This is a genomic window from Bartonella sp. AP58NXGY, assembly GCF_042195785.1.
Lineage (GTDB): Bacteria > Pseudomonadota > Alphaproteobacteria > Rhizobiales > Rhizobiaceae > Bartonella.
The window spans coordinates 1-793 of the sequence record NZ_JBHIOY010000194.1; the positions used below are offsets into that span (position 1 = coordinate 1).

1 pseudogene is annotated in these 793 nt (G+C 36.6%); it reads left to right on the forward strand.

Annotated elements, in window-relative coordinates:
- Window positions 1-750, forward strand: a pseudogene (locus ACFINC_RS10380) (amino acid permease); the annotation flags it as partial.
- Window positions 751-793 lie beyond the last annotated feature (43 nt).

Below are 793 nucleotides of genomic sequence, written 5' to 3' on the forward strand. Positions count from 1 at the left end.
TTTGGTTTGGCTTTGATTAAAGTTACAGCCGTTATTGGTATGATTATTTTTGGGATTTTTCTCATTGTTTCTGGAATAGGAGAAAATCAAGCGAGTATCCATTATCTTTGGGATCACGGCGGTTTTTTTCCTTATGGAATTATAGGGGTTATTTTGGCAACTTCTGTCGTCATGTTTTCTTTTGGAGGAACCGAGCTTATTGGTGTTGCTGCTGGAGAGGCATCTAATCCACAAAAGACAATTCCGGCGGCTATTCGTCAAGTTATGTGGAGAATTATAATTTTTTATATTGGTTCTATCAGCGTTATTATGATAATAAGCCCGTGGGATATGATTGGGAAAAATGGTAGTCCTTTTGTGACAATTTTTGAAACTGTAGGAATTCCCGCTGCGGGTCATATTTTGAATTTTGTGGTTATTATGGCGGCTATTTCTGTTTACAATAGTGGCATTTATTCGAATGGTCGTATGCTTTATAGTTTAGCAATACAAAAAAATGCACCACATATTTTCAGTAAACTGAATGCTGCTCGTGTTCCTTATGTTGCTATCCTTTTTTCATCGTTATGTACGGCAATAATCGTTGTTATTAATGCTCTCGTTCCTGATAATAGTTTTATGCGAATTATGGCTCTCGCAACTGCTGCGGCGCTTATTACGTGGGCTATTATTGTTATTGTTCATTTAAAATTTCGAAAGGCGCATAGGAAGAGAGAAGGAAACTTTATTTATGCGTTTGGGTTATATCCTTAGGCGGCCTATCTTTGCTTATGCTTTCTTGTTTTATTATTTT